The organism is Roseovarius sp. MMSF_3281 (assembly GCF_030733685.1).
Lineage (GTDB): Bacteria > Pseudomonadota > Alphaproteobacteria > Rhodobacterales > Rhodobacteraceae > Roseovarius.
In genome coordinates this window covers 19878-38581 of sequence record NZ_JASHIM010000015.1, presented here as the reverse complement: position 1 = coordinate 38581, position 18704 = coordinate 19878, and the positions used below count along the sequence as shown (strand labels likewise).

The window sequence follows — 18704 nt, the reverse complement described above, 5'->3', positions numbered from 1 at the left end:
GTCGCCCGCGCCCGGCCCTTTGTCAAGCTGCGCGATTGCACCCCGGGCCGCGGTATGCACAAGCTGAACCACCAACACCCAAGGCAAGGAGGCCCCGATGCCCGACCCCGCCGTTCTGCTGCGCGCCCTCTTCGACCGGGCGGTCAAGGTGGCCGACCCGATGCAAAGCCTCGCCCACCACCTGCCCGCCAAACCCAAGGGGCGGCTGGTCGTCATCGGCGCGGGCAAGGCCAGCGCCCGCATGGCCGAGGCGGCCGAGGCCCACTACGGCCCCTGCGAGGGGCTGGTCATCACCCGCTACGGCTATGCCCGGCCCTGCCAAGGCATCGAGATCGTCGAGGCCGCCCACCCGGTGCCGGACGATTCCGGCCTGCAGGCCACCGCGCGGATGCTCGACCTTCTCAAGGGCCTTGCAAAGGACGACACCGTGCTGGCGCTGATCTCGGGCGGGGCCTCTGCCCTGCTGGTCCACCCCGCAGACCCGGTCACACTGACCGAAAAACAGGCAATCAACACCGCGCTCCTCGCCTCGGGCGCCACCATCGGACAGATAAACACCGTCCGCAAACACCTCAGCCGCGTGAAAGGCGGGCAACTGGCCGCCGCCGCCTATCCTGCGAAGATGCTGACGCTGATGATCTCGGATGTCCCAGGCGACGATCCGGCGATGATCGGCTCCGGCCCCACCGTGGGCGACAAAAGCACCCCGCAAGAGGCCCGCGCCCTGCTCGATCACTACGGCATCACCCTGCCACCCTCGGCCCAATCCGTGCTGGATGGCCCGACAGGCGTTATTCCCCCCGGCGACGAACGCCTTTCAACCGTGGAAAACGTGATCTACGCCGCCCCCTCGCAATCGCTCAAGGCCGCGGCCGAACTGGCCAAGGCACAGGGCCTTGCCGTGACCCTTCTGGGCGATGCCATCGAAGGCGAAGCGCGCGACATCGCCAAGGCCCACGCCGAAACGGCCCTGACGCTTCAACGCGACCTTGCCCCCGGCGACGCCCCGGCCCTGATCCTCTCCGGCGGGGAACTGACCGTTACCCGGCGCGGCGACGGCATCGGCGGGCCAAACGCCGAATACGCCCTCGCCTTGGCACTTGCCTTGCAAGGCGCGCCGGGCATTCACGCCATCGCCTGCGATACCGACGGCGTGGATGGCGCCGCCGAGGTCGCCGGCGCGATCATCGGCCCCGACACCCTGCAGGCCGCCGCCACAACGGGCGAGGATGCCCAAACCGCGCTCGATGCCAACGACGCGCACGGCTTTTTCGGGCGCACCGGCGGACAGGTCATCACCGGCCCGACCCTCACCAACGTCAACGACTTTCGGGCGATACTGGTCACACCAGCCTGACGGGCAAAGGCCACAACGGCGGCACCTTGCAAGGCTTTTCGAAAAGCCTTGCCCCACGCAAATTCGAATTTGCGTGCCAAAGCGCCTTTCAAGGCGCTTGCAAAAAGGCGTTTCAAAACGCCTTTCCCTTACCCATGACAAAGCCCGCCGAAAACACCTGCGGTGGCGCGGTGCCACTCAATCGCTGTGCGATTCATACCCCCCGGTCCGGTGCCAGCGCCATGCATCCTCGATCATCTGGCGCATGCTCGACCTTTCGGTCGACCAGCCCAGATCCCGAACGGCCTTTTCCGACCCCGAGACCAGCTTGGTCGCATCCCCCGCGCGCCGGGGGCCTTCCACGTAGGGCACGTCGCGGTTGGTCACCACGCGCGCGGCCTCCATCACCTCGCGCACGGAAAATCCCTCTCCGGTGCCAAGGTTGAACACCGCGCTGCCCTTGCCAGCCTCAAGATGCTTGAGGCCAAGGATATGCGCCTCCACCAGATCGCAGACATGCACATAGTCGCGGATACAGGTGCCATCGGGCGTCTCGTAATCGGTGCCATGGATCGTCAGCTTGTCGCGCTGCCCGTCAATCGCCTGCAAGACCACCGGGATCAGGTGGGTTTCAGGCTCATGCGCCTCGCCCACTTCGGCCTCCGGGTCCGCCCCCGCCACGTTGAAATAGCGGAAAATAACGCTTTGCAGGTCATGCGCCGCGCCGAAATCGCGCAGGATATCCTCGATCGCCCGTTTCGAGGCCCCATAGGCATTCAGCGGCTCTTGCGGCGTGTCCTCGTTCAAGACGACGTTGTCATGTTCCCCATAGGTCGCACAGGTCGACGAGAACACGACATTGCGGCACCCGGCCGCCACGCAGGCCTCGATCAGCGTCAGCGATCCGGCCACGTTGTTGCGCCAGTACAGGCCCGGCTTTGCCATGGCCTCGCCCACCAGCGACAGCGCCGCGAAATGCATGACCGCCACCGGCTGATACTTGGCAAACACCTCGTCCAGCCGCGCGCGGTCTTCAAGCTCGCCCTGCTCGAAGGGGCCGAATTTCACCGCCGCACGCCAGCCGGTCGACAGGTTGTCGTAAGTGATCGGCTCGTATCCGGCCTGCCTGAGCAACTTGCAGGCATGCGATCCGATATACCCCGCGCCACCTGTTACCAGAACCCGTTTCACATTCCGCTCCATGCTGTTCCTCCGAGCGGTAGCAACCGCAACCTGCCTTCACAAGGCGCAAATTGCCCCGCCCTCTCGCAAAGGCTGACCGAAAGACTGCCGCGAAAATCTTAACATGCCCTGACGGCACCGCGCGTTGCCACCCGGCGGGGGCCTGCCGGTGGCGGGTTTCGTACGACTCGTACGTTCCACGCCACGCGACCCCGGATTTTCGTACGAAACGCGGGGGTAAAACGTACGACTCGTACGTTTCCTGGCCCGCGACTGCGGCAAAAATGGGCTTGCCCTTTCGGCCTGCTTGAGGTCAACCCTTACATCACCATGGAACTCGGCCCCTATATCCTGCTTGCCAGCCTCGAAGGCGCGGTTTCCGCCGCTGTTCTGGCCCTCACCGCCGTCGGCCTGTCCTTGGTGTTCGGCGTGATGCGCGTGGTCAACATCGCCCATGGCGAGTTCTTCATGCTCGGTGCCGTGATCGCATGGTTCGTGGCCCAATCCTTGGGCGGTCACCCCGCCATCGGCTTCACCGCCGCGCTGATCGTGGCCCCGCTTTTGGTGGGGGCAATTGCCGTCGTGGCCGATCTGGCGATCCTCAAACGCATTGCCTATGACCCCGAGCGCACGATCGTGGCCACCATTGGCCTTTTGTATATAATTCAACAAGTTACACTGATGACCTATGGCCCCGAGGCCCGGCCCGTCGAGGCCCCGTTCAACCAGCGCATCGCGCTGCCGTGGTTTGAATTCGGCGATAACGGCCTGGAATTCTATTACCCCTGGGGCCTGTCGACCACCTCCTACAAACTCGCCGTCATCGCCGCCGCCGCCACCGTTCTGGCCGGGGTCTGGCTCTTGATGACCCGCTCTCGCGCCGGCCTTTTGATGCGCGCCACCCAGGCCGACCGTGACATGGCACTGGCCTTCGGTATCCCGGTCGAACGGGTCTATGCGCTGGTCTTCGGCTTCGGCGCGGCCCTCGCCGCGCTGGGGGCGGTTCTCGTCGTCCCGATCCAGCAGGCGCATTACCTGATGGGCGCCGACCCCTTGCTGCTTTCCTTCATCGTCGTCATCATCGGCGGCCTCGGCTCCCTGCCCGGCACGCTGGTCGCCGCCATCCTCATCGGTTTGTCCGACGGGATCATATCGGTCTTCTTCTCGCCGACGCTGGCCAAGATCCTCGCAACCCTGCTTGTCGGCCTCGTCCTCGTCTTCCGGCCCCAAGGCCTTTTCGGAACGCGCGCGGCATGACGAACGGGCAGCGCATTATCGGCCTGCACCTTGGCCTGCTGGTGGTGCTTTTCGCCCTGCAATTCCTGCTGCCTGCCTACCACCATGGCAACATGGCGCGGATCATGGTGCTGGCCAGCTATGCCATTGGCTACAATATCCTTTTTGGCTACACCGGCCTTCTAAGCCTTGGCCACGCGCTGTTTTTCGCGGCTGGCATGTATGGGCTCAGCCTGACCATCCAGCATGCCGGTTTCACACCCGCGCCCGCCCTTCTCGCCGGAGTGATTGCCGGCATCATGGTGTCGGCTGGCCTTGCGTTTCTCGCCCTTCGCACAACCGGCGTCGCCTTCATGATCGTCACCTTGATGTTCGCGCAGGCCGGATACCTGACCATCCTCTATTTTGCCGAATACACGCGCGGCGACGAAGGCTTCGTGATCCAGGCAGGACAACGCCTGCTTTGGGGCATTGACCTTAGTGATCCGACAAACCGCTATTTCGCGGCCTTCACCCTTTTCGCCCTCTGCCTTCTGGCCTCGCTTGCCCTTGTACGCTCCCCCTTTGGCCGAACGCTGGTGGCCATCCGCGAAAACGAGGAACGGGTGACGATGCTTGGCTACAACACCTTCGCCCACAAACTGGCCGCCATGGTGATATCGGGCACCCTGTCGGCGGCAGCGGGGGCCACATATGGCCTTCTTTTCGGCTATGCGGGGGCCAGTTTCGCCAGCGTGCAATATTCGATCTTCCCACTGCTTTGGGTTCTTCTGGGCGGGGCGGGCACGGTTCTTGGCCCCTTCATCGGCACGCTCTTCATGTTTTACCTGATCGACCTAAGCTCAGGCATTACAACCGCCTACATGCTGATCGCCGGCGTGACGCTGGTGCTGCTGACGCTCTTTGCGCCCCAGGGCCTGATCGGAGAGCTGCGCCGCCGGGTCTGGAGGTGGCTGCCATGACCCTTCTTTCAACCCGGAGCCTGTCAAAGCACTTCGACGGGCTGAGCGCCGTCAGCAACCTGGATTTCGACCTGCCCAAAGGCCAGGTGCGCGCCCTGATCGGTCCGAACGGCGCGGGCAAAACCACCCTTGTCAGCATGATTTGCGGTCGCCTCGCGCCCTCCTCGGGAAAGGTGATTTTCGAAGGCCGCGACATCACCCACCTCCCGGCGCATAAACGCGTTTGCCTCGGGATCGCCTATACCTTCCAGATCACATCGGTGTTTCCCCGCCTCACGGCGCGTGAAAACGTGGCCCTTGCCGCGCGCCGCCATCTTCCCAAGGCCAAGGTTCAGCCCGCCGTTGAAGACGCCTTGAAGCGCGTCGGACTACAAGACAGGATAGATGAAGACGCAGGCAACCTAAGCTATGGGCACCAAAGGTTGCTGGAAACCGCCATGGGCTTTGTTCAACAGCCCCGCCTGCTTATCCTTGATGAGCCAACCCAAGGCCTTGCCGATAACGAGATCGACAACTTCAAGGCCCTGATCAACGACCTGCGCAAGACAACCACGATCCTTCTGATCGAACATAACATGAGCGTGGTCATGGAACTGGCCGATCGCGTCACCGTGCTGAACTTCGGGGAAACTCTGGCCGAAGGCACCCCGCAAGAAATCCACGAAAACGCAACCGTCCAAGCGGCCTACCTGGGAACCGGATGATGCTGGAGCTGGATCGCATCAACGCAGGCTACGGTCAGGCACAGGTGTTGCGGGATTTCTCGCTGAATGTCTCGCCGGGCGAAATCCTTTGTCTGCTTGGGCGCAATGGCGCGGGCAAGACCACAACCATGCAGGCCATCATGGGCCTTGTGCCGCTTATGTCGGGGGCCGTTCGTCTGGAAGGCCAAGACATCAGCCGCCTGCCCCCGCACAAGATTCCGCAGGCCGGTGTTGCCTATATCCCGCAAGGCCGCCGGTTGTTCACCGGGTTGACCGTGGCCCAGAACCTTGAGGTCGGGCTGCGCACCCGCGGGCACGGCAAGGATACGCTGGAAGAGGTGCTCGAGCTTTTTCCCCGCCTGCGCGAACGCATGGACCAACGCGCCGAAACCCTGTCGGGCGGCGAACAACAGATGCTGGCCACGGCGCGGGCGCTGTGCCTCAAACCCAAGGCGCTTTTGCTGGATGAGCCCACCGAGGGCCTGCAACCTTCGATGATCGAAGCGATCCGCCGGGTGATCGTTAAAATGCGTAACGCCGGTGTGGCGATCCTTCTGGTCGAACAGAGGGTCGATGCGGTGCTCGAAGTGGCCGACCGCGTGGCCTTTATCGAAAACGGGCGTAACGGGGCCACGATGGGCGCCGAAGCCCTGCGCGCCGATCACACCATCGTTGATCGTTACATCGGCGTCTGACCCCCTTGCGGATACCGCCCCATCCGGGGATAACACCGCAAGCGAGGGACCACGGATGAAGAAAAGAGATATGAACCGCGATTGGATCGCCACAGCCCGCACCCTGTCCGAAGCTTTGCCTTACCTGCAACGCTATGACGGGGCGATTGTCGTTATCAAACTGGGCGGCCACGCCATGGGCAGCGACGAGGCGATGGACAGCTTCGCGCGCGACGTGGTTCTGATGCGCCAGGTGGGCGTGAACCCGGTGATCGTCCACGGCGGTGGGCCGATGATCAACCAGATGCTTGATAAGCTCAGCATCAAATCCGATTTCGTGAACGGCAAGCGCGTAACCGATGAGGCCACGATGGAAGTGGTTGAAATGGTCCTTTCCGGGCGGGTCAACAAACGCATCGTGCAGGCCATCAATGCCCAAGGCGGCAAGGCGGTGGGCCTGTCGGGCAAAGATGCCAACCTGATGACCTGTGATCCCGCGGACCCCGCGCTTGGCCTTGTCGGCACTCCGGCCGAGATGGACCCAAGCCTGCTGCATACCCTGTTCCGCGATGATACGATCCCGGTGATCGCCCCGCTGGGTTCAGGGCGCAACGGCGAAACCTTCAACATCAACGGCGACACCGCCGCCGGGGCCATCGCGGCAGCGCTCAAAGCTGACCGCCTGCTGCTGCTGACGGATATCGACGGTGTACGCGATTCCAGCGGCGAGGTGGTGACCGAGCTCACCGCCGACCAAATCCGCGACATGACCACCCAAGGCATCATCGCGGGCGGCATGATCCCCAAAACGGAAACCTGCCTTGCGGCCATCGACGGGGGCGTGCGCGCCGCCGTTATCCTTGATGGTCGCGCGCCCAATGCCTGCTTGCTGGAGTTGTTTACCGATCACGGGGCCGGGTCGATCATTCGCAACGGTTAACCGCCTGTCACGGTTGCGTCATTGCGCTGCAAGTGGCTTGCGCGCGGGCGCCTTTGACATAACTCTAGGCGCATGGAAAACGAAGCCGTCATTCGCCTGAGCGTCTTCTTGGGCCTCTTCGCCCTTTTCGCGGTGATTGAAGCCATGGTGCCCCGCCGCCCGCGCACGCAACCGCGCGGCAGCCGCTGGTTCACCAATTGGGCCATTGTCATTCTGGATACCCTCACCCTGCGCCTCTTGGCGCTTGCCCTGCCCCTTTTGACGGTCGGTGCCGCCCTTGATGCGCAGGCCAATGGCTGGGGTGTGATGTACGCCATCGGCGCACCACTTTGGGCCAAGGTCATTGCAACGGTGCTGATCTTCGATTTCGCCATCTGGGCGCAACACCTGATCACCCACAAGGTGCCCATCCTCTGGCGCATCCATCGCGTCCACCATGCCGACCGCGATATCGACGTCACCACCGCCATCCGCTTTCACCCGGTGGAAATCGCGCTTTCAATGCTGCTCAAGATCGGGCTTGTGTACTTGCTTGGCCCGCCCGCCATCGGCATTGTCCTGTTCGAGATCATCCTCAACGGCACGGCCATGTTCAACCACGCCAATATCCGCCTTCCGCTCTGGCTGGATGCCATCGTGCGGCAGGTGCTTGTCACCCCCGACATGCACCGCGTACACCATTCCATCCACCGCCATGAACACGACAGCAACTACGGCTTTGCCCTTTCCATCTGGGACCGGATGTTCCGCACCTACATCCCACAACCTCAGGCAGGCCATGACGACATGACCGTGGGCCTTGAATGGCAAGACGACAGCCCATCGAAACTCGGCTGGTCCCTCGGCTTGCCGTTTCGCCGCAAATGACGCTTGAGCAGATAGAACAGGCCCTCGCGCCGCATCACCTCACGATCTTCGGCGGGGTCAGCAAAGGCCTTCCGAAGGGGATCGGAGCCCTTGTCCTGCTCGGCCCCAAACCGCCGGAGTTCTGGCCGCATTTCACTGCCTCCCCGGAATACGAGGATGGCCAGCCCGAACCGCTTGACCGCTGGTCGAAACGCGTGATCACGCAACTGGCACAAACCTTGGGTGCGAAGGCCTTCTTTCCCTTCGGCGGCCCGCCGTGGCAGCCGTTCGTGCAATGGGCCACCGACAGCGGGCGGGCGCATGTTTCCCCCGTGGGTCTTTTGGTCCACGACGAAGCCGGGCTTATGGTCTCGTACCGGGGTGCGCTCGGGTTTCCCGAAAGCATCGCGCTGCCTGCGCCGCCGCCCAATCCCTGTGATGCCTGCGAAGAACGCCCCTGCCTTACGGCCTGCCCCGTCGACGCGTTGACCCCAGAAGGCTATGATGTTGCCGCCTGCAAGGCCGACCTGGACCGGTCCGGCAACGATTGCCTCGCGCGTGGTTGCGGCGTGCGCCGCGCCTGCCCGGTCAGCCAAGCCCACGGGCGCAGCGAAGATCAATCCGCCTTTCACATGAGGGCCTTCAAATGACCCGTCGCCTGATCCTGATGCGCCACGCGAAATCCAGTTGGGGGGACCCGACACTGCCGGATCACGCCCGCCCGCTCAACGGGCGGGGCCGCCGCTCGGCCAAGGCGCTTGGGAATTGGCTACGCGAGAATGGCTATACCCCTGATGAGGTGCTTTGTTCCTCCTCATCGCGCACCCGCGAAACACTGGACCGGCTCACCCTCGACGCCCCGACAACCTTTCTCGACAGCCTCTATCACGCCAGCCCGCGCAGCATGTTCAATGAATTGACCCGCGCAACAGGGGCTTGCGTTCTCATGCTTGGGCACAATCCCGGAATCGCGGGTTTTGCCGAAAGCATACTGGCCACGCCCCCCGAGCACCCGCGCTTTCACGACTACCCCACTTGCGCGACACTTGTGGCTGATTTCGACATCAAAAACTGGTCCGACATGACAAAGGCCAGCGGAACACCGCTGGCCTTTGTAATCCCCCGCGAACTGACCGGGTAATCGGTTACTCCCAATAGACCTTGGTCAAATCCGTCGCCTGCGTCGGCGCATCTTCCCAAAGCCCGCGCAACCGCGCATTGGCCACCGTCGGCGTCGCCAGTTGGAAAAGGTAGCCGTTCACGTAATCCTCGGCGATCATCGTCTGCATCTGCTCCAACAGATCCGAGCGTTTCGCCGGATCGGCCTCGGCCCCAAGCGTTGCGTTCAACTCCTGAAACGCGGGCTTGTCATACTGGAAATAATAATCGGGCCGGGCATAGATATTGATATCAAACGGCTCGGTATGGCTGACGATGGTCAGGCCGTAATCCTTGCCTTTGAACACCTGCTCCAGCCACTGCGCCCACTCCAGGTTGGTGATCTCGGTTTCGATCCCGACCGCGCGCAACTGTGCCGCGATGATCTCCCCGCCGCGCCGCGCGTAAGACGGCGGCGGCAGTTTCAACGTGGTGGTAAAGCCATCGGCAAAGCCTGCCTCGGCCAGCAATTGGCGCGAAAGCTCGGGGTCATAGGCCGACAAATGCTTGAGGTCCACGTAATCCGGGTTGTGTGGGGCAAAATGCGTGCCGATCGGCGTGCCAAGCCCGAACATCGCCCCGTCAATAATGGCATCGCGGTCAATCGCATGGGCAATGGCCCGGCGCACCTTGGGGTTATCCAGCGGCGGGAGCTTGTTGTTCGTGCTCAGGATGGTTTCGCCCTCGGTTGATCCGACAAGCACCTGAAACCTCGGGTCGGCCTCGAACTGCGGCAGGTTTTCAGGCGCCGGGAAGGCCGGGAAAACATCCACATCCTCGGCCATGACCGAGGCAAAGGCCGCTGTCGGATCGCTGATGAACTTGAAAATCGCCCGGTCCAGCTTGGCCGCCACGCCCCAATAGTCGGGGTTCTTGGTCAGGGTGATCCGGTCCCCCTGCACCCATGATTCAAAGGCGAATGCCCCGGTACCAACCGGCTTTTGCTTGATACCCTCAACGCTTTCCGGGGCCACGATCACCGCATCGCCCCACGCCATGTTAAACAGGAAATTCCCGTCGGGGGCGTTCAACGTCACCCGCACAGTCAGGTCATCCACCGCCTCGACGTTTTCGATACCCTCGAACAGGGCCTTTTGTGCGTTCTGGCTCTCCTCGGCGCGCGCGCGATCAAGGCTGAACTTTACGTCCTCCGCAGTAAATCTCGTGCCATCGTGAAACGTCACGCCGGGCTGCAGGAAGAAAGTATATTGCAACCCGTCCTCGGAAACCTCCCACCGCTTGGCCAGACCGGCTTTCACCGATCCGTCAGGCGCAAACCGTGTCAGCCCTTCGAAGACATTGGCATAAAGCACTTGGTCAATCGCACCCGCCGCGGCGCTGGTCGGGTCCAGATGCGGTGGCTCCAGTTGCAGGCCCACCACGATATCGCCCTGGGCATAAGCAGAGGCCGCCCCCCATGTCGCCACACAGGTTAGTGCGGCAAAAGCCAAGCGTTTCATCCCTCGTCTCCTCTAGCTGCGCGCGCAACAGGCGCCTTGCAAACAAGTCTCGGATGAATTCGCGGCGTAATCAAGTCACGCCGGATAATAGATTTATGGCTTTTGGGCCTGGGAGTTGCTATTCAACGCCGCAACGCAGCAACGCCCGGTGACTAAAATGAGTGCAACCGCCCGCAAAACCGCCCCCATGCCCGATGATATCCGGGCCATAAAGGGCGGCACAGCCATCGTCAGCCTGACGGCCTATACCACCCCGATGGCGCGTATGATGGACGGGGTTTGTGACTTTGCCCTTGTGGGCGATTCCGTTGGCATGGTCCTGCACGGCATGCCCTCAACGCTGGGTGTCACCATGGAGATGATGATCATGCACGGCCAAGCGGTGGCGCGCGGGCTGACCAAAACCATGTTGGTGATCGACATGCCCTTCGGCTCCTACGAGGAAAGCCCGGAACAGGCTTTCGGCAACGCCGCCCGCCTGATGCGCGAAACCGGTGCGGCCGCGGTCAAACTGGAAGGTGGGGCACATATGGCCGACACCATCGCCTTTCTGGTGAAACGCGGCGTGCCGGTCATGGCCCATATCGGCCTGACCCCGCAATCCATCAACACGCTGGGCGGCTACAAGGTGCAGGGCCGCGACGATCAGGCCGAGGCCCTCAAGGTCGACGCCCGTGCCGTAACCGACGCCGGCGCTTTCAGCGTCGTGTTAGAGAAAGTCCCCGCCAAACTGGCCGATGACATCACCGCCGGAATCGCCATTCCCACAATCGGTATCGGCGCCTCTGCCGGGTGCGACGGGCAAATCCTTGTGGTGGATGATATGCTGGGCCTCTTTACCGCCTTCAAACCCAAGTTCGTCAAACGCTATGGCACGTTGGGCGAAGATGGCAAGGCCGCGATCCGCGCCTATGCCGATGAGGTCCGCGCCCGCAGCTTCCCCGCCCCCGAACACACCTTCGCAGACAAGGCGCCCGCCAAATGACCCCACCGATCATCCGCACCCTTTCCGAACTGCGCACCCGAACCACGGGCTGGATGCGCGCCGGCGAAAAAATCGGTGTCGTCCCCACCATGGGCGCGCTGCACGATGGGCACTTGTCATTGGTACAGGCCGCGAAAGACACCTGCGACCGGGTGATCGTCACGATCTTCGTGAACCCCAAACAGTTCAACAACCCCGCCGATCTGGAAAACTATCCCCGCACCGAAGAAGAAGACGCCGGCAAGCTGGCGCGCTTCAACGTCGATACCGTCTATGTGCCAGATGGCGATGTAATGTACCCCGAACGCTTCGCCACCACCGTATCGGTCGAGGGCCTGACCGATGTGATGGAAGGCGCGCATCGCCCCGGTCACTTCGATGGCGTTGCCACCGTGGTGACCAAGCTTTTCCTGCAAACCATGGCGAGCGACGCGTTCTTCGGTGAAAAGGACTTTCAACAACTGCTTGTCGTCCGCCGCATGGCCCGCGATCTGGACATACCTATCACCGTCCACGGCTGCCCCACCATCCGCGAGATTGACGGGCTGGCTATGTCATCCCGCAACCTGCTTTTGTCGGACCGCGCCCGCGTCATCGCCCCGCGCCTGTTCGAGGAAATGGAAAGCGTCGCCGAGGGCGTCGCCAAAGGTCAGGATTTCGAACCGCTTCAGGCCGAGGCGATCAAACGGCTGGAAAACGCAGGCTTCACCAAGGTCGAATACCTCGAGATGCGCGCACAGGATGACCTCTCGTTCCTTGAGGCCGCAACGCGCCCCGCGCGCCTCTTTGCGGCCGCCCATCTGGCCGGTGTCCGCCTGATCGACAACATCGCGATTGGCGACTGACGCTTACTACCGCCCGTGACTGCGGTCATAACCGTTCACGGGCGGGCTTTGCCATCCATCCAAGGCTCCTGCCTTCGGCTCGAAAACCTCGACCAGCAACGGGTAACAGGCCGCCGTGTCGCTGGAATGCTCCGCCGAACAATCCCCGCCCGGACAGGCACTCAAGGCCCCCAACAGGTCGATCTCGGCAAAGAACTCCAAATAGTCCCCGGGCCGCACCGGGCTGGCCTTCATGAAATACTGCCCGGTATCGCGGGTGAACCCGGTGCACATGAATACATTCAGCACATCGTGCACATGCGGCTCCGCCTCGGCCAAGCTCACGTTCAGTTCATCCGCCAAGGCCCGCGTCAGGTTGGAATGGCAGCAATGGTGATACTGCGACCCCGCCAGAAGGTTGCCGGTGTAGGGATCACAGCGCGTTCCAATCACGTCATGCACCGACCCGCCGTATTGATCCATCCCGTACCAACCCAGCGTATCCTCGGTGATCGTCGCCATGGGCCGAAGATAGGGAAAGGACGACCACATGCGCTCCCCTGTTGTCAGATGCGTACCATGCAAGGCGCGCGACTTGCCTGAATAAAACCGCTCGCCAAGGTCATTGGCATTCCACAGGTTCAAATCCCCAACCTGCGGGCCATCCACACTGGAAATCCGGAAAAACTGCCCCGCCTTGGCGCGAAAACAGCCCGCATCGCGCGGCTGAATCAAAACCTCGTCCACCTTCTCAGCCCCGGCCCGCGCCTGCGCATAAAGCGCAAGCTCCGGCACCGGCAAGGTATCGTTGGGATAACAGATCACCGGCTGAACCGCGCGGCGCGCCTCGGCATCCTTGGGCTGGGACATGGATCACCTCATGAAGGGGGGCGTTGATGTGCCAGACAATCCAAAGGCGGTTTTCCATTGGATGTAAAGGCCTCGGCCCCACAGGCGATACAGCGATACTTGCGCTGACCATCCCGATCGCCGCGCCGATCCTCGCGCCAGCGGCAGGCCCGCGTGCGCCGGTTGGAGAATATCAAGATCAGGAGAAAGGCCAAAATCAGGCCCAGAACAATAATCAACGGCGCCTCCGCTCTTGGGTCTTTCCTACCACGCGCGGCGGGAAAGCCAACAGGGGGGCCTGCGCGGGCCTATCCTGTGAAAGGCCCGCACAAAAACAGTCATCAAGCGTCGTAATACGCGAACATCTGGTCCAACACGCTCAGGTCCGGCGCGGTCGGGACATTGGCAGGCTCGGGCGTGTAGTAGACTTCGTACCACTCTGCCACTTGGGCGGCAGGTTGGGCTTGGGGCTGCGGTTTTTCTGCGGGAAGGGCCATCTTTGGTGCTCCATCGTTGTTCTACGACAGAACTTAGGATGCTGCAGCGCGGCGTAAAACCGACAGTTATGCACAGTCGCTATGCATGACGTGCAACTACCCCTACGTAAACTAAAAAGCCCCGGCACATGGGCCGGGGCTTTCAAATCTCTGCATCCCGTTACCCGATCAGACAGCGCGCTCCAGCATCAGTTTCTTGATCTCGGCAATCGCCTTCGCGGGGTTCAACCCCTTGGGGCAGGTCTTGGCGCAGTTCATGATCGTGTGGCAACGGTACAGCTTGAACGGATCTTCCAGATCGTCCAGACGCTCGCCCGTCGCCTCATCGCGGCTGTCGATGATCCAGCGATAGGCATGCAACAGGGCCGCCGGCCCAAGGTACTTGTCACCGTTCCACCAATAGCTGGGGCAGGCCGTCGAGCAGCTGGCGCACATCACGCATTCATAGAGCCCATCCAGTTTCTCACGGTCCTCGATGGACTGCTTCCACTCCTTCGCCGGGCGATTGGTCTTGGTTTCCAGCCACGGCATGATGCTGGCGTGCTGGGCATAGAAATGCGTCAGGTCGGGGATCAGGTCTTTCACCACGGGCATATGCGGCAGCGGGTAAATCTTAACGTCGCCCTTGATCTCGTCCATGCCATAGATACAGGCCAGCGTGTTGATCCCGTCGATATTCATCGCACATGATCCACAAATCCCCTCACGGCACGAACGCCGGAACGTCAGCGTCGGGTCGATCTTGTTCTTGATGTAGATCAGCGCATCCAGAACCATCGGCCCGCAATCGTCCATGTCGACGAAATAGGTGTCCACGCTGGGGTTTTTCCCATCATCAGGGCTCCAGCGGTAAATCTGGAATTTCCGCAGGTTGCTCGCGCCTTCCGGCTTGGGCCATGTCTTGCCCGACGTCATACGCGAGTTCTTGGGGAGTGTGAGTTGAACCATATTTCTACTCCTTTCAACCGCCCAATAGGGTCAGGCTATTGTCGGCTATGCAGTTCACGGCCTCGGGGCGGGCGGCAATCTCAACCACCTTCTCCGCCGTGGATTGGGTCACGCCGGTTACGCTGGCACCGGCAATCTCAAGGATTTCCCCGGCCGTGGCGGCATCAATGATGCAGTCGGTCACAGGGCGGGCATTCAGCCCGGGAAAACGCTCTTCGACCACGCCGTTGACCACCGTCTTGGCCCGGTCCCGCGCCACCGCATCGGCGGCGTCATTGGCCGCGGCACACCCGCTCAGGATCACGGCGGCACAGGTCAGGCTGGTCAACTTCATCGTCATGGTCATCTCTTTTACCCTTCGCTCACACTGGTCACCAAAACATCAGACAAACGGGCCGCATCCTCGGGGAAATGCGCCTCCACCTGCGCCATCAAATCCACCTCGCGTGCGGCAATACCCAGGAAGGCGCGGAAATCCGCATCATCCGCCATCTGCCGCCAGCGTTCGCCGGTCTGCAATTCCTCCGGCGCGGCAGCGTCCTTTTGAAACGACGATCCACCACCATAGCTTTGCACATCACCTATCGCGTTTTCCTTGACGGGCAAGCCAAGCTGCCCAAGCACATCCTCGCGATAGGCCCCGTCCACGAACCACCGATCATAACAAATCGGCACCATGCCGTTGCCCGGGGCTTGGCCCACAAGCTCCAGCATCCGGGCATAGCGATCCGCGGTATTCAGCATGATCGCCACCCGCCGCATCGCGCCATAGCCCGGGTTGCCTTGTAGTTTCTTGATCAGCGACGCCGCCCAATTCAGGAAACTGCGGTAAATCAGAACATCGCAGGCAAAAAGCCCGCTGTCGAATTCCCCCGAAATCTGCCGCTTCGGCCCGAAATCCGCAGGTGACAAATCTTCGTAGGACACCAGCAAAAGCGCCCCGTCGCCCAACCGCGCGGTTTCTCCCGGAAGGTGGGCGCGCGCCCGGCGCGCCGCCTGTTTTTTTCCATCCACTTCGATCGTGGCAAAGCTGTCCAAAGGCGATTTGCCCGGCTTGCAGTTGTTCAGAAACACCGAATGACCAGCGGGCGCATTGCGCATGATCCAATCGGCAATCGCGTGATTGCCCGACCGGCGCATGCCAAAGGCCCTCAGCGCGGCACCGGGCACGACGCCAAGCTGCGCCCATTCGGGCGCATCTTGCATATCGCGCAACGGGGCCGTCATCCTTGGCCCCGTCCCGCTTGCGTCACGCTGAATGCCCGCATGGTCCAACACCTGACTAGAACGTCCGTTCCTTGGGCGCGATCTTCTTAAGGCTGATCCCGCCCTGGTTCTCGGTGGTCAGCGGGTCCTCGATGATCGGGCGATAGCTAAGGGTCGTCTTGTTGCCCTCAACCCGTGCAATCGTGTGCACGCGCCAGTTTTCATCGTCACGCGTGCTGAAATCCTCATGCGCATGGGCGCCGCGCGATTCCTTGCGCGCCTCGGCGCCGGTGATCGTGGCCAATGCGTTGGGCATCAGGTTGGTCAGCTCCAGCGTTTCCATCAGGTCGCTGTTCCACACAAGGCTCCGGTCGGTGACCTTCAGGTCATCCAGCTTGGCGGCAATCGCGCCCATCTTGTCGACACCGTCCGACAAGGTTTTCGAGGTCCGGAACACCGCCGCGTCCTCCTGCATGGTCCGCTGCATCTCGTCCCGCAGGTCGGCGGTGGCAATCGCGCCATCGGCATTGCGCAGCCCGTCGAAACGATCCAGGGCCTTGTCCACCTGGCCCGTGTTGGTCGCCGGAACGGCGCTTTCACGGTCCACGACCTTACCGGCACGAATGGCCGCGGCACGGCCAAAGACCACCAGGTCGATAAGCGAGTTCGAACCAAGGCGGTTCGCGCCGTGAACGCTGGCACAGCCCGCCTCGCCCACGGCCATCAGGCCCGGGACCACGGCGGTCGGATCGTCCTTGGTGGGGTTCAACACCTCACCCCAATAGTTGGTCGGAATACCGCCCATGTTGTAATGCACGGTCGGCAGAACCGGGATCGGCTCTTTCGTCACGTCCACACCCGCGAAAATCTTGGCTGACTCCGAAATACCCGGCAGGCGCAGGTTCAACGCCTCGGGCGGCAGGTGCGACAGGTTCAGGTGAATGTGGTCGCCATTGGCCCCCACGCCCCGCCCTTCGCGGATTTCCATGGTCATAGACCGGCTGACATAGTCACGTGGTGCCAGGTCTTTGTAGTTGGGCGCATAGCGCTCCATGAACCGTTCCCCTTCGGAGTTGGTCAGATACCCACCTTCCCCGCGCGCCCCTTCGGTGATCAAACAGCCCGAGCCATAGATGCCCGTCGGGTGGAACTGCACAAACTCCATATCCTGAAGCGGCAGGCCCGCCCGGGCCACCATGCCGCCCCCGTCGCCGGTGCAGGTATGCGCCGAGGTGGCGCTGAAATAGGCCCGGCCATAGCCGCCGGTCGCCAGAACAACCATCTTGGTGTTGAACACGTGGATCGTGCCATCGTCCAGCTTCCAGCAAACAACACCGGTGCAGGCGCCATCGTCGCTCATGATCAGGTCGATGGCGAAATATTCGATGTAGAACTCGGCCTTCTGCTTCAGGCTCTGACCATAAAGCGTGTGAAGGATCGCGTGGCCGGTCCGGTCGGCGGCGGCACAGGTCCGCTGCACGGGCGGGCCTTCGCCGAATTCAGTGGTATGGCCCCCGAAAGGCCGCTGGTAAATCTTGCCTTCCTCGGTCCGGCTAAAGGGCACGCCATAATGCTCCAGCTCGTAGACCGCCTTGGGCGCTTCGCGGGCCAGATACTCCATCGCATCCGTATCCCCCAGCCAGTCCGAGCCCTTGACCGTGTCGTACATGTGCCACTGCCAGCTATCCGGCCCCATGTTGCCAAGGCTGGCCGCGATGCCGCCCTGTGCTGCCACGGTGTGGCTTCGTGTCGGGAAAACCTTGGTCACACAGGCGGTCCGCAGGCCCTGTTCGGCCATGCCCAATGTCGCCCGCAGGCCCGCGCCACCGGCGCCAACCACGACCACGTCGTATTCATGTGTCTCGTATTCGTAAGCAGCCATTGCTTGAAAACTCCGCGTCTTAAAGGGCGATCTTGGCGATTGCGAACAGGCCCGTGGCCATCGCGCCATAGCTCAGACAGGTCATCAGGATGATCCAGACCTTCTGCGCCGCACCGTGAACATAATCCTCGATCAGAACCTGAACACCGTCGTTGAAATGCTTGAATCCCACGATGATGGTCAGCGCCGCGACAATCGCCGGGAAGGGGCGCGAATAATAGGCCACCACCTCTTCGTAGGACGAGCCCAGCACACAGCCGAAGGTGAACACGAAAAGCGGGATCAGGATCAGCAAGGCAACCGAAGACACCTTCATCGCCCAGAAATGATGCACACCGGATTTTGCAGACCCAAGGCCAACAGCGCGCTTACGGTCGGTCAGATAACGCATCTCTTGGCCCTCCTTACACGATCAAAGCGGTGATAACGGTCAACACGACCGAGCCGATGACCACGGCCCAGCCCAGCTTTTCGGCGGCCTCGACCTCAAGCATCATCGCGTTGTCCCAGATCAGGTGCCGGACACCGGCCAGCGTGTGATACCAAAGCCCCCAAAGCGAAAGGAACATGATCAGATCACCGAACCAGCTTGTGATAAAGCCATTCGCGATGGAGAAATACTCCGCACTTGTCGCAGCGGCCAGGAACCACCAAACGATCAGCAGCGCCGCAACCAGCAGGGCGTTTCCCGTGATCCGCGTCAGGATCGAGGTGATCGAGGTCAATTGTGGGCGGTAAACTTGAAGATGTGGCGATAGCGGCCTGTCGCCGCGATTCACGTCAGCCATGGATCGGTCCCTTCGTTCGCTTGCGCCGGGGTCAATCACCCTGCGCCGGGTCTGCCCCGTGTTTCGCTCTTTTTAACGCGCCTGTCACCTCTGCACAGCCCAAAATCCCGATTGATGCAATCATTTCGCAAGAAATTGCAGCATTTGTGATCACAAAAATAATGGTGTGATCACAAAGAATTACCCACAGAATCAGTCAGTCATTCCCGGCACAGATATTCCCATAC

General features: G+C 61.9%; 21 protein-coding genes. 11 read left to right on the top strand and 10 right to left on the bottom strand.

Going from position 1 to position 18704, the window contains the following annotated elements; translation table 11 throughout:
- The first annotated feature begins 97 nt into the window (after positions 1 to 97).
- Positions 98 to 1357: a glycerate kinase gene (locus RBB32_RS14110; RefSeq protein WP_306153547.1), complete on the top strand. Its 1260-nt coding sequence runs from the start codon at positions 98 to 100 to the stop codon at positions 1355 to 1357.
- A gap of 177 nt (positions 1358 to 1534) precedes the next feature.
- Here the strand turns inward: RBB32_RS14110 and galE are convergent, their stop codons facing one another.
- Positions 1535 to 2527 (bottom strand): UDP-glucose 4-epimerase GalE, encoded by a 993-nt coding sequence (gene galE / locus RBB32_RS14105; RefSeq protein WP_306153705.1) that lies wholly within the window; start codon positions 2525 to 2527, stop codon positions 1535 to 1537.
- A 321-nt stretch (positions 2528 to 2848) separates the two neighbouring features.
- On the opposite strand from galE, the gene RBB32_RS14100 reads away from it, so the two are divergent.
- From RBB32_RS14100 to RBB32_RS14065, 8 genes are all read left to right on the top strand, one after another.
- Positions 2849 to 3775 carry a branched-chain amino acid ABC transporter permease gene (locus tag RBB32_RS14100; RefSeq protein ID WP_306153545.1) on the top strand — a complete coding sequence of 309 codons (927 nt, stop codon included), beginning with the start codon at positions 2849 to 2851 and terminating at the stop codon, positions 3773 to 3775.
- Complete coding sequence (locus tag RBB32_RS14095; RefSeq protein WP_306153543.1) at positions 3772 to 4716, top strand: branched-chain amino acid ABC transporter permease; 945 nt, start codon at positions 3772 to 3774, stop codon at positions 4714 to 4716. The genes RBB32_RS14100 and RBB32_RS14095 overlap by 4 nt, the downstream gene beginning before the upstream one ends.
- A complete protein-coding gene (locus RBB32_RS14090; RefSeq protein ID WP_306153541.1) occupies positions 4713 to 5420 on the top strand; it encodes an ABC transporter ATP-binding protein in 708 nt (235 codons plus the stop codon). Before RBB32_RS14095 ends, RBB32_RS14090 begins: the two co-directional genes overlap by 4 nt.
- Positions 5420 to 6115 carry an ABC transporter ATP-binding protein gene (locus tag RBB32_RS14085; protein ID WP_306153539.1) on the top strand — a complete coding sequence of 232 codons (696 nt, stop codon included), beginning with the start codon at positions 5420 to 5422 and terminating at the stop codon, positions 6113 to 6115. Before RBB32_RS14090 ends, RBB32_RS14085 begins: the two co-directional genes overlap by 1 nt.
- 55 nt (positions 6116 to 6170) lie before the next feature.
- Positions 6171 to 7034: an acetylglutamate kinase gene (gene argB, locus RBB32_RS14080; RefSeq protein WP_306153534.1), complete on the top strand. Its 864-nt coding sequence runs from the start codon at positions 6171 to 6173 to the stop codon at positions 7032 to 7034.
- A 72-nt stretch (positions 7035 to 7106) separates the two neighbouring features.
- Complete coding sequence (locus RBB32_RS14075; protein ID WP_306153532.1) at positions 7107 to 7901, top strand: sterol desaturase family protein; 795 nt, start codon at positions 7107 to 7109, stop codon at positions 7899 to 7901.
- Positions 7898 to 8530, top strand: a complete 633-nt coding sequence (locus RBB32_RS14070) for a ferredoxin (protein WP_306153530.1) — start codon at positions 7898 to 7900, stop codon at positions 8528 to 8530. Before RBB32_RS14075 ends, RBB32_RS14070 begins: the two co-directional genes overlap by 4 nt.
- Complete coding sequence (locus RBB32_RS14065; RefSeq protein ID WP_306153528.1) at positions 8527 to 9021, top strand: histidine phosphatase family protein; 495 nt, start codon at positions 8527 to 8529, stop codon at positions 9019 to 9021. Before RBB32_RS14070 ends, RBB32_RS14065 begins: the two co-directional genes overlap by 4 nt.
- A gap of 4 nt (positions 9022 to 9025) precedes the next feature.
- Here RBB32_RS14065 and RBB32_RS14060 read toward each other — a convergent pair whose 3' ends face one another.
- Complete coding sequence (locus tag RBB32_RS14060) at positions 9026 to 10498, bottom strand: ABC transporter substrate-binding protein (protein ID WP_306153527.1); 1473 nt, start codon at positions 10496 to 10498, stop codon at positions 9026 to 9028.
- A 157-nt stretch (positions 10499 to 10655) separates the two neighbouring features.
- On the opposite strand from RBB32_RS14060, the gene panB reads away from it, so the two are divergent.
- Both panB and panC read left to right on the top strand, forming a co-directional pair.
- A complete protein-coding gene (panB, locus tag RBB32_RS14055) occupies positions 10656 to 11483 on the top strand; it encodes a 3-methyl-2-oxobutanoate hydroxymethyltransferase (protein WP_306153525.1) in 828 nt (275 codons plus the stop codon).
- Entirely contained in the window at positions 11480 to 12328 is an 849-nt protein-coding gene (gene panC, locus RBB32_RS14050; RefSeq protein WP_306153523.1) for a pantoate--beta-alanine ligase, read from the top strand. Before panB ends, panC begins: the two co-directional genes overlap by 4 nt.
- A gap of 6 nt (positions 12329 to 12334) precedes the next feature.
- On the opposite strand, the gene RBB32_RS14045 is transcribed toward panC, so the two are convergent.
- The 8 genes from RBB32_RS14045 to sdhC all read right to left on the bottom strand — a co-directional run bounded on the left by RBB32_RS14045 (position 12335) and on the right by sdhC (position 18477).
- Positions 12335 to 13177 carry a DUF1989 domain-containing protein gene (locus RBB32_RS14045; RefSeq protein ID WP_306153521.1) on the bottom strand — a complete coding sequence of 281 codons (843 nt, stop codon included), beginning with the start codon at positions 13175 to 13177 and terminating at the stop codon, positions 12335 to 12337.
- 320 nt (positions 13178 to 13497) lie between these two features.
- Positions 13498 to 13653, bottom strand: a complete 156-nt coding sequence (locus tag RBB32_RS14035; RefSeq protein WP_306153517.1) for a hypothetical protein — start codon at positions 13651 to 13653, stop codon at positions 13498 to 13500.
- Positions 13654 to 13821: 168 nt separating this feature from the next.
- Positions 13822 to 14601, bottom strand: a complete 780-nt coding sequence (locus tag RBB32_RS14030; protein WP_306153514.1) for a succinate dehydrogenase iron-sulfur subunit — start codon at positions 14599 to 14601, stop codon at positions 13822 to 13824.
- Positions 14602 to 14614: 13 nt separating this feature from the next.
- Positions 14615 to 14941 (bottom strand): succinate dehydrogenase, encoded by a 327-nt coding sequence (locus RBB32_RS14025; RefSeq protein ID WP_306153512.1) that lies wholly within the window; start codon positions 14939 to 14941, stop codon positions 14615 to 14617.
- 11 nt (positions 14942 to 14952) lie between these two features.
- Positions 14953 to 15828: a hypothetical protein gene (locus tag RBB32_RS14020; protein ID WP_306153510.1), complete on the bottom strand. Its 876-nt coding sequence runs from the start codon at positions 15826 to 15828 to the stop codon at positions 14953 to 14955.
- Positions 15829 to 15883: 55 nt separating this feature from the next.
- Entirely contained in the window at positions 15884 to 17689 is a 1806-nt protein-coding gene (gene sdhA, locus RBB32_RS14015) for a succinate dehydrogenase flavoprotein subunit (RefSeq protein WP_306153509.1), read from the bottom strand.
- Positions 17690 to 17708: 19 nt separating this feature from the next.
- Positions 17709 to 18080, bottom strand: a complete 372-nt coding sequence (gene sdhD, locus RBB32_RS14010; RefSeq protein ID WP_306153507.1) for a succinate dehydrogenase, hydrophobic membrane anchor protein — start codon at positions 18078 to 18080, stop codon at positions 17709 to 17711.
- Positions 18081 to 18093: 13 nt separating this feature from the next.
- The gene (sdhC, locus tag RBB32_RS14005; RefSeq protein WP_306153505.1) at positions 18094 to 18477 is read right to left on the bottom strand and encodes a succinate dehydrogenase, cytochrome b556 subunit; all 384 of its coding nucleotides are present in this window, start codon (positions 18475 to 18477) and stop codon (positions 18094 to 18096) included.
- Positions 18478 to 18704: the final 227 nt, after the last annotated feature.